Origin of the sequence: Cohnella sp. GCM10020058 (genome assembly GCF_042683485.1) — a bacterium.
Lineage (GTDB): Bacteria > Bacillota > Bacilli > Paenibacillales > Paenibacillaceae > Cohnella.
Map to the genome: position 1 here is coordinate 250,337 of NZ_JBHUJV010000010.1, position 10,972 is coordinate 261,308.

The 10,972-nt window shown below is 60.8% G+C and carries 4 protein-coding genes; all 4 read left to right on the forward strand.

The annotated features are described in order from the left end of the window. The first annotated feature begins 174 nt into the window (after positions 1-174). On the forward strand, positions 175-2,889 hold the full coding sequence (locus ACFSR7_RS20915) for an alpha-L-rhamnosidase (RefSeq protein ID WP_378164962.1): 2,715 nt from the start codon (positions 175-177) through the stop codon (positions 2,887-2,889). Beyond that, the gene (locus ACFSR7_RS20920; RefSeq protein WP_378164964.1) at positions 2,886-3,866 is read left to right on the forward strand and encodes a sugar phosphate isomerase/epimerase family protein; all 981 of its coding nucleotides are present in this window, start codon (positions 2,886-2,888) and stop codon (positions 3,864-3,866) included. Before ACFSR7_RS20915 ends, ACFSR7_RS20920 begins: the two co-directional genes overlap by 4 nt. Positions 3,867-3,880: 14 nt before the next feature. Then, positions 3,881-9,250: a discoidin domain-containing protein gene (locus ACFSR7_RS20925; RefSeq protein WP_378164966.1), complete on the forward strand. Its 5,370-nt coding sequence runs from the start codon at positions 3,881-3,883 to the stop codon at positions 9,248-9,250. A gap of 299 nt (positions 9,251-9,549) precedes the next feature. After that, complete coding sequence (locus ACFSR7_RS20930) at positions 9,550-10,710, forward strand: alpha/beta hydrolase family protein (protein WP_378164968.1); 1,161 nt, start codon at positions 9,550-9,552, stop codon at positions 10,708-10,710. Positions 10,711-10,972: the final 262 nt, after the last annotated feature.

Genomic DNA, 10,972 nt, shown 5'->3' on the forward strand with positions numbered 1-10,972 from the left:
CGCACAGGCCTTTTTTGCGGAAATTTAGAGGCCGGAAGTGCAGTTAAATAAACAAAGGACGTGATCTTAAACTTTAAAGCGAAGCCCCGCGCTTGCCATAATCAAGGCGACGGATACGGCACGGCCGTTACGGGCGTGCGTCGAACGCGTCGAATTTGAAGGCGGAGGCTTCCTATGGAACAAGACAGCGGTTGTCCGTTTGAAACGGTGTCGTTAACGTGCGAGTACGCGGTCAATCCCATCGGGATTGAAGAAAAGCGCCCGCAGCTCGGGTGGGCGATGATACATACAGAGAGGGGCCAACGCCAGACGGCATACCGGATTGTCGCGGCGAGCTCGACCGAGCTGCTGGAGGCGGACCGCGGCGACTTGTGGGATACCGGCAAGATCGAGTCGGCGTTGTCCTGCGGCATCGCGTACGGCGGGGCGGCGCTCGCCAGCGGCGAAGCCTGCTACTGGAAGGTAAAGGTCTGGGATGCAGACGGACGCGAAGGTTTATTCAGCCATATGGCTTCCTTCGAAATGGGCCTGCTTGAGCCGGGAGACTGGAAGGGAGGCTGGATCGGTCCGGCCGGCGGCTGGAACGGCGCGTCGGTGCTGCTGCGCAAGGCGTTTCGGCTGGAGAAGAGAGCGGTGAAGGCCAGGGCCTATGTGGCCGGGCTCGGTTACTTCGAGCTGAGGCTGAACGGCAGCAAGGTCGGCGATCATGTGCTCGATCCGGGCCCGACCGACTACGCCAAGAGGGTGCTCTATGTAGCCTTCGACGTGACGGACCGCCTGCATGCCGGCGAACATGTCGTCGGCCTCGTCCTGGGCAACGGCTGGTACGGCGCGCCGAAGGCGCGCATTCAGCTGAATATCGAGCTGGAGGACGGCTCGCGGGAGGAAATCACAACGGCGTGGAATTGGGACAAAGGCTGGCATATCGCGCAAGGTCCGATCGTAAGCAACAGCATCTACGGCGGGGAAACGTACGACGCCAGGCTGGAGAAGGAAGGCTGGGATACCGCCGATTACGATATGGCCCGCTACAATCACCGGGCGAACGGATGGATTACCGCATCGGCGACGGACGGTCCGGGCGGAGAGCTCGTCTCGCAGACGATGGAGCCGATCCGGGTGATGGGTGAGCTGGAGCCGATCGGAAGCCGACTGCAAGGCGACAAGGTGCGCGTGTACGATTTCGGACAGAACATGGCCGGCTGGGCGCAGCTGACCGTGAACGGCGCGCGCGGCGCAGCCGTCACGATGAGATATGCCGAGACGCTGCATGACGACGGCTATGTGGATCAGGACAACCTCAGACTGGCCGAGGCGACGGACACTTATATCTTGCGCGGAGGCGGGGAGGAGGCTTATGCGCCCAGATTTACTTATCACGGGTTCCGGTACGTGCAGGTGGAGATTGCGGCGGGGCAGGTTGAGGTCGAGCGGATCGTCGCCCAGATCGTGCGCTCCTCCGTCCTCGCCTCGGGAGACTTCGCATGCAGCGACGAGCTGGTTAACCGACTCCATCGCAACGTCTGGTGGACGGAGGCAAGCAATCTTCACGGTATGCCGACGGATTGCCCGCAGCGGGACGAGCGGATGGCCTGGCTCAACGATGCGACGGCGAGAGCCGAGGAGGCGTTCTACAACTTCGACATGTCGCGGTTTTATCCGAAGTGGCTGGACGACATCGCGGATACGCAGGACGAACGGACAGGCGCGATCGCCGACACGGCGCCCTACCGCTGGGGCTTCCGGCCGGCCGATCCGGTGGCGAGCTGCTACCTGACGATTCCGCTGATGCTGTACGGGCATTACGGGAACAAGAACGCGCTGCGCAGGCATTATGAAGGGATGAAGGTGTGGAATCGGTGCCTGGAGGAGGAAGCGGAGGACTTCATCGTGAGGCGCAGCTACTACGGCGACTGGGCCTCGCCCGTCGTTGATTGCGAGCCGAACGGCGAAGGCGATGGTGCGGTCTCGCAGCATACGCCCGGCGCGCTGGTCTCGACCGCGCACTTCTATTGGAATGCGACGCTGCTGTCCCGGGCGGCGGATATTCTGGAACTGCCGGACGAAGCATCGCGATTTGCGGCGTTGGCGGACAGCATCAAGCGGGCTTTTAACGCGGCTTTTCTCGATGCGCAGACGGGCCGGTACGCAGGCGGAGGCCAAGGCCCGGCCAGCATCGCGCTCCGGTTCGGACTCGTGCCCGAAGAACGGGCCGCCGCCGTCCTGGCCCATCTGGTCCGCGATATCGTCGATCGTTACGACTATCATCTGAGCACCGGCAACCAGTGCACCAAGCATATGCTCGAGGTGCTGGCCGAGCGCGGACAGATCGAGACGGCTTACAGGCTCGTGACACAGACGACGTATCCGAGCTGGGGCTACATGATCTTAAACGGCGCGACGACGGTATGGGAGCGATGGGAGCTGGACATCGGCAATACGATGAATTCGCGCAATCACCCGATGCACGCCCATGTAGGCTCATGGCTGTACAAGTATCTGGCCGGCATCGGCCTCGCGCAAGATGCGCAAGGATTCGACCGGATCCGGATCAAGCCTTATCCGGCGGGAGATCTCGCATTCGCAGGCGCGAGCCTGCAAACCGTTAAGGGGCTGGTGGCCGTGCGGTGGCAGCGAGAGGAGGGGGCCTTTACGATGCAGGTCGAGCTGCCGGCCAATGCAGGCGGCACGGTCTGTCTGCCCGTTCCCGAAGGAGAATGGGAGATTAGCGAGGAGCGCGTCCCCATCTGGCAAGCGGGATGGTACGTGGAAGGAACGGCGGGCGTCTACGGCTGCGTGCTGAAGGACGGGTATGCCGAGCTTGCGGTCGGGTCGGGCAGCTATGTTTTTACGGTACGAAAAATGAACGCGAGGGAGCGGTCGGCATGAACAAGTATGCAGTCATTCTCGGCAATCTGGGGAACACCCGGGACCGGTTCTTAAGCTCGGGCTACAAGGATCAGCCGGATCAGGCGGCGATGCTCCGCCAGGCGGCCGAGATCGAAGGGATTCAAGGCGTGGAGCTTGTCGGGAGCTGGGATATTACGGAGAGCACCGTCGAGGAGGTCGGGGATCTGCTCGATAAAAACAACCTGCAATGCGTATCGATCATTCCCGACTTGTTCGCCCAGAAGCGGTGGGGCGGCGGGAGCTTCGCGGCCAAGTCCGCGTCCGTCCGGGAGCAGGCATTGGAAGAGACGATGAAAATGGCGGAAGTGGCTAGAAAATTGAAATGCCCGCTGATCAATATTTGGCCGGGACAGGACGGCTACGATTACCCGCTTCAAGGTAATTTCCTGGAGGAGAGAGCCTGGCTGCAGGAAGGCTTGGCTAAAGTGTGCGCCGCCTATCCCGACCTGCGTTTCAGCCTCGAATATAAAGTCAAAGAGCCCCGGACGCACAGCTACCTGGCTCGCGCCGCCGATACGCTGCTAACCGCCGTCGGCGTAGCGCTGCCCAACGTCGGCGTGACGATCGATACCGGCCACTCGATCATGGCGGGCGAGAACATGGCGGATGCGGCGGCGCTGCTGCAGCAGACGGGGAACAGGCTGTTCCACATGCATTTCAACGACAACTACAGAGCCTGGGACGACGACATGATCGTAGGCTCGATTCATTTTGTCGAATATATCGAGCTGCTTTACTGGCTGAAGACGACCGGCTACGAGGGCTGGTACTCGATGGATCAATACCCCTACAGGGAAGACGGTCAGGGCGCAGTTCGGGAAAGCGTGCGGTTCCTGCAAGGAATCGAGCGTATGCTGGACGACGCGGCGATGGACGAGATCGGCGAGTTGATCCGGGAAGGAAATGCCGTCAAGTCCACGGCCTGGTTCCGAAGCAAGGTATTTAACCGACAATGAGAGGCGGAGTACCTGTGAAAACGATAAAAGCCTGCGCAGCCGGAACGATCGTCGTTATCGCCGCTTTGCTGGGGAGCGACCGGCCGGCAAGCGCCAGCAATGCGGCATTGCCGATCAGCTATGCTGCGGCATCGTCCAGTCAGACGAGCTACGAGCCGGCCAAAGCCGTAGACCGTATTTACGACAGCGGGACAAACCGGTGGGCGGCGAACGCCGCTCCTTCGGCCGCAAGCCCGCAGTGGATTTCCTTTGATCTCGGCAGCCTGAAATATGCCGGCGCGATCGAGATTTTCCCCGAAACCGGCAGCGGACCGAAGGACTTTACGATCGAGACGTCCGCAGACGGCGTCTCGTATACGGTCCAGCGTACGGTTCATTTAACGGCCGACAAGCGGACCTACAGCAGTTGGACGCCGCTCAAAACCCGATATATCCGGGTCAAGGCGACGGCGGGCTTTGGCGGAAAGATGCAAATTCGGGAGGCTTATCTGTTTTCGGAGATTTACCCTTATCGCGTAGGCACGTTGGCCGCCGGCGATCCTTACGACTTTTCGAGGCTTACCGAGGCGGGCTTCGATGCGTTAAAAAAGGCGAACGTTCAATTGGTCAACATGGCTTTGGGCGGGTATGCGCCCGATTACGCGGCGCAGATCCTTCCGAACGGCGGCGATCCGGACGACGATGCCAATTACGATTGGGCGAAGGCGGACGAGACGGTCGCGCGGTTCGCCGGCCACGGCTTCGACATGGCCATGGGCCAGAATATCGGTCTCACGACGACCGCATGGCCGCAATTAAGCGACCCGATGGTGGACGAGCACGGCAATCCGTTCGACACCTCGATCCGCGGCAATCCTTTTGCAAGCGATTACTTGACGATATCCAAAGCCTTCGTTAAAAAAGTCGCCGCACACTTCGCGGACAATCCGTATGTCAGGTCTCATTTGATTACGGGCCCGGGATTTTTCGGCGGCATGGAAATATTCGGCGGCGATATCGTGAATCCGTCTTTGTACGTTTACGACGACAATGCCAAAGCGCGGTTCCGGGAGTGGCTGCAGGCGCACTATGTCAGCCTCGCCGCGCTGAATTCGGCATGGGGAACCGCCTATGCTTCGTGGAACGGCGTTCAGCCGCCGCTGCCGCTGAGGACCGGCATGACCGGCGCCTACGATGCCCGGCAGAGCTGGTCGGATCTCATGTTCTGGCTCCGCGACTATGTCGTGGCGTTCGCGCGGCAGACGGCTTCGGACGTCAGGTCTGTCACGGACAAGCCGCTGTCCGTCGAGATCGACGGCACGAATCTGTTCAGCCCGATGGAGAGCCAGGCCAGCGTGGGGTTGATCGCGAGAGCGTTCGGCGATTACAAGCCGTTCGTCCTGGCGGGCAGCTCGTCCGACGAAGTGTTCGGCTCCGCGGCGCTGGCCGCCGCCGCCCGATTCTACGGCTACGATACGGCGATGGACAACGCGAACTATGAATCGGCCGAGATCAGCGACGACACGATGTTCGGACTGATGTCCAAGGGCATCGGCACGTTCAACAACAGCAATCTGGCCGAGGATTTTATCGGCAGCGGCTGGGTCGGCGCGCCGCATACGACCGGCTGGGATCCTTCGGCCAGCTATACGCCGACGCACGAGCTTAACCAGCTCGCCGAGAAAACGAAGCGGCTGCTGGCGGTCGACCCGCTGCCGGCGCAGAGCGACGTCGCCGTCTATCATTCTTTTTACTCCAGCAACTACCGCAAAGGCTATCGCTATGACGACTATATGAATATTTACGACAAGGATCACGGCGTCGGCTTTAACGTCCGTCCGTTCGCCAGCTGGTCGCATTACATCGACAGTCCGGACATCGTCGACGATTTTCTGATCGAGGACGGCGCGCTGTCGAACTATAAGCTGCTGGTAACGGCCAATGCCAGCCTGACGCTCACGTCCGATACGGCGCAGAGCAACCTGCTGAGCTGGATTCACGGCGGCGGCGCCATCGTCGGCTTCGGCAAGGACAGCTTCAACTACAAGCTGAACCTGTCGACGCGCTCCATCTCAGGCGGCACGAACGTGTCCGACTGGATGATGGGGCTGTCCGGCGGCGCCGCGGCGACGACGACCGCGAGCCGCACGGCAAGCGTGGCGGCCAACAAGCCGGCCTGGCTGACTTCCCTGAAGCCGGGAGAGACGGCGACGTTCGCGGTGGAAGACGGCAGCCAGGCGCAGGCGTTCACCTCGCTCGTCAGCGGGGCGACGCCCGTGCTGGTCGACGGCATCGGCCGTACGATCATGGCGGAATACGACTACGGCGCCGGCAAAGTGCTGTTCAGCACCATTCCCGTCAGCGACAGCGAGCTTTTCCACGATGAGTTCATGGGCAAAATCTTGCATGACTTCGCCGACCATGCGGGAATCGTGCGGGAAGTCGCGTACGACGGCGATCGCTTCCACGCGGCCTATATGGGCACGAACAAGCTGGACGACAGCAAGGTCGTCGTCGTCGCCGATCCGAAGTATATGGCCGGCGGTCAATATTCGTCCAACGGAGAGGTCGCCGATCCCCAGTACCAGGGGAACGGGCAGACGATGACGATCAAGACCGGCGCCGGTCTGAACGGTCAGGCGGTGACGTTGGATGTCACCACGCCGTGGAACCATGTCAGCGGCGGTACCGTGCGGGAGCTCTCGCTTAATACGCCGCAAAAGTCGATTGCTTTTATCGCTTCTTCTTCGCAGCCGCTAACGCTGCAGGCGCTGCCCTACGGGTATTTGCCGATCGCCGGCGTATCGGCCGGCATGGCCGAGAAGCCCTATACGCCGGATAAGGTGGCCGAAGGCCTGAAGGAAGACTCGGGCTACTGGCTGGGCGGCGGCGCGTCGGCGGCGAATCCGCAAGTGCTGACCGTCGATCTCGGCAAAGCGTACCCGGTCGCCGGCATGGACTTGTATCCGTACGCCGATGCCGACGAGAACGAGCTATTCTCGTTCGAGGACGGGCGATACGACGGCTGGACCGTCACCGGCGCCGCGTTCGGCACGGCTCCGAGCTCGGGAACGCACGGCGGCTCGGTGACGAATATCAAAGGCAAGTTCTGGGCCGATTCGAGATGGGGCGACGACTCGATCACGGGCAAGCTGCGCAGTCCGAACTTCATGATCGACAAAGACGTATTGAGCCTGCGAATCGCCGGCTACGACGGCCCTTCAGGCACGAACGGACAAAATTACATCATGATTAAACGCGCGTCCGACAACACGCCGCTCTATGTCGTCCGCCCGCCGCAAAGCGACTCGCTCGCGACGCGGCAGCTCGACGTGCAGGCATGGATCGGAACGGAGGCGTATCTGGAGGCGACGGATGCCGACGTCGATGCCGCGTACGGCTGGATCGGCTTCGACAGCGTCTCGCTCAGCAACTACAAAGACAAGGGAGCGGTCGCCGATTTCTCGTTCGAGCAAGGTACCTTTGCAGGCTGGAACGCTTCCGGCACGGCATTCGGATCGGCGCCTTCGAGCGCGGATCACGGCGGGACGGTGACTGGGGTGCGTGGCGTTTATTGGGCGGATTCCCTTGCCGGGGGGCAGGCTGCTACAGGCACGCTTACATCGCGCCAGTTTTTGCCCGAGAAACAATTGCTGACCTTCCGCATCGCCGGCTTCGACGGAACGAGCGGCACCGACGGCAAAAACTTCGTCTATCTGCGAAGAGCGTCCGATGACGCCATATTGCTAACGGCCAAGCCGCCGCAAAGCGGCAGCTTCCAGCTTGTAAACTGGGACGTATCGGCTTACATGGGGACGCGCGTGTATATGCAAGTCGTTGACGGAAACGGCGCAAGCACGGGTGCCTGGCTTGGGATCGACGATGTCCAATATAGCGGCGATCTAGGCTTCGAACGCGGCACCTATGCCGGCTGGACCGTCACCGGGACGGGCTTCGGGTTGTCGCCGACCTATCAGAAGACGGATCCGACGCGTCCCTGGGGCAAGAGCGTGGCGTCCGTGCCCGGCTACGACGGCAAATATTTCGCTTCGACGCATGCCGAAGGCAATACAGCGACGGGAATCTTGACCAGCCGAAGCTTCGTCGTCGACAAGCCGATCCTGTCGTTTCGCGGCGCGGGCTACGACGGACCGGGCGGCAGCAACAACCAGAATTACTACTGGCTCATGCGCGCTTCGGACGATACGCCGCTCATCGTAGGCAAACCGCCGCAAAGCGATCATTTCACGACGACTTATTGGGACGTGTCCGCGTACATCGGCGAGGAAGTTTATTTCAAGGTGGAAGATACCGATGCCTCGGACGGCAGCGCAGGCTGGATTGCGTTCGACGACCTGCAGCTGCTCGGCAACTTCGACTTCGAGATCGGCACTTGGGCAGGCTGGACGACGACCGGCACGGCCTTCGGCTCGTTCCCGCTGCTGCACGATCCGAACGGAAGCGTGAGCGGGTTCCGCGGATCGCGTTATGCGGCCTCTTATCTGAACGGCAATGCGCCGACGGGGACGCTGACGAGCGAGCGCTTTACGCTGGAGAGCGGGACGTTTTCTTTCCGCAAGGCCGGTTACGACGGCCCTTCGGGTACGAACGACCAGAACTTTTACTATTTGCGAAGAGCGTCGGATGACGCCATCTTGTTCAGCGCCAAGCCGCCGCAGAGCGATTCGTTCGTGGCGGAGACGTGGGACGTATCCGCTTATGTCGGCACGAAGGTTTATTTTCAGGCGGTGGATGGGGCTGCCGATTCGTGGCTGGCGGTGGACGATATCCAGTGGCGCGGCGCCGGACCGAAGGCGTTCACGGTACAGGTATCGTCTGACGGGACGACCTGGAGCGCGCCCGTGCTCACCGTCGCCGACCAAGGCAACCGCTTCGGCAGCTATTCCTGGACGCCGGCGAACGGGCGTTATATTCGGCTGAGCATTACGGAGGGTTATGGCGATCAGGTGGCGATCAAGGAGCTCGCGTTCCGCCAAGCTTTGAAGGAGCTGCCGATCACAGCGGCCACCGCGTCGTCGGAGGGAGCGGGCTACGAGGCGGGAAAGGCGATGGACGGCATTGCCGATTCCGATAGCAACATGTGGTCGAGCGTCGGCGCTCCGCCGTCCTGGATACAATTCGACCTGGGCGCCGTCAAAAGCGTAGGAGCCATCGAGGTATTCGCCCGCAACAACGCGTTCGCGCAAAAGCTGGGGCCTGCAGCGTTCAGCATTAAGGTGTCGGCCGACGGCGTCAGTTGGACGACCGTGTACATCGCGAAAAACGACGGCGAGAACGATACGACCTACACGTTCCCGGCCGCGAGCGCCAGATACGTGAAGCTGGACATCGCGAGCGGGTGGAACGGAACGTCGCAAATCAGGGAGGTCAAGATTTTCGAATGAGTGCGTACTATGATTCGCAAGATTCGTGTGACTCGCGAGATTCGCAAGACTCGCGTGGCTCGAATGATTTGCATGGTTCGTGTGGCTCGAATGATTCGCAGGGTTCGCTTGATTCGCAAGATTCGTATGACTCGAATGATTCGCATAACTCGCGTGATTGGCATAATTCGCATGGCTCGCGAGATTCGCAAGATTCGCGAGATTCGCAAGATTCGCGTGGCTCGCGTGGTTCGCGTGATTCGCATGGTTCGCTTGCAGGCGGGAAGCGGCTGTTCGATCGGGACTCTCCCGTCTATCGCATGCCCGCCGTCGCTCCTTGCCCGGAGCTGGATTACCGGTCCGCTTCGGGGGACATCGTCAAGGCCTTGTATTTTCGAGGCCTCGACTACCTCGGCCAGCCGACGCGGGTATTCGCCTATATGAGCGTTCCCGCAGCCGCTTCCGCCGCATCGCCTGTGCCTGCCGTCGTGCTCGTTCACGGCGGTCTCGGCACGGCGTTCGCCGAATGGGCGGACAAGTGGCGCGCCTTCGGTTATGCGGCCATCGCCATCGATACGGAAGGAAACAAGCCGTCCGCGCCGGGGAGCTGGGATTATGAGCGGGACGATTCCGAGCTGGCCGGTCCCAAGGGCGATCCGACATTCTCGACGATTGATCGGCCTTTGTCGGAGCAGTGGATGTACTTTGCCGTCGCCAAGGCGCTGCTCGCGGGCACGATCCTTCGCGCAGACGACAGGATCGACAGCGGCAAGATCGGGATCGTCGGCATCTCCTGGGGCGGATTTATCGCCAGTCTCGCCATCGGGCAGGAGGAGCGTTTCGCCTTTGCCGTTCCGGTATACGGCTCGGGTTATTTGCAGGAATCCCATGGCGACTTCCGATCGAAGATGGCGCCGGTTCCCATCGCTTCGCTGTGGGACCCATCCGTCTACTTCGATGCCGTTAAGATGCCCACGCTATGGCTTAACGGCGATCTCGACTATGCTTTCTCCCCGGACGCCACGAGCAAGTCCGCCGCCGCGACCGGAGGGAGCCTGTGCCTGCTGCCCGATATGGGGCACGGACATGCCGAAGGCTGGGCGCCTTCGGAAATTTACCAATTCGCTGACGGCGTGACGAAGGGAGGGCCCGGGCTAATCCGAATTGTCCGCCATCCTACGGCGTCGGCCGGTCGCGGGATCGAGCTGGCTTTTAAGTCCCCGTTAGGCATCTCCGTAACGCAGGCATACGTCCGCTGCTCCAAGAGCGGGCTATCCTATGCCGTCGACGGCGAAAACGGCGCTTGCCGGGCGACCACGCCATGGGTCACCGTTTCGGCAATCGTCGACGAGTTAAGCGGTACGATTCGGGCCGAACTTCCGCCCGGAACGCAGCTGTACTACGTGAACATTGTCGGAACGGACGGCGCAAGGTCGTTTACCGTATCTTCACAATTGGTTCGGTTAGAAGAAACGATATAGCGAGATTCGTAGGGTACTGGCCAAAAAGCCTGCATTTTTACATTTATTTTCTGCCGGGGGGAGACGCTTGCTCAAATAAATGCAAATATGCAGGTAATTTTGGAGATTGCAACGGTAATTCGGCTGAGTCGGCGAAAAAGATGCATTTTAAGTCAATTTCATAATTCAAACCCCTTGCTACGACTGACTTTTTTGGCGCACCAAAGAGGAGTACCTCCCCACATTCTCGAAATTAAGGTTAGCCAACCAAAACGAGAAAGAA

Coding starts and splice junctions, on each gene's coding strand:
- ACFSR7_RS20920 (WP_378164964.1), top strand. CDS start 2,886: ATGAACAAGTATGCAGTCATTCTCGGCAATCTGGGGAACACCCGGGAC.
- ACFSR7_RS20930 (WP_378164968.1), top strand. CDS start 9,550: ATGCCCGCCGTCGCTCCTTGCCCGGAGCTGGATTACCGGTCCGCTTCG.
- ACFSR7_RS20915 (WP_378164962.1), top strand. CDS start 175: ATGGAACAAGACAGCGGTTGTCCGTTTGAAACGGTGTCGTTAACGTGC.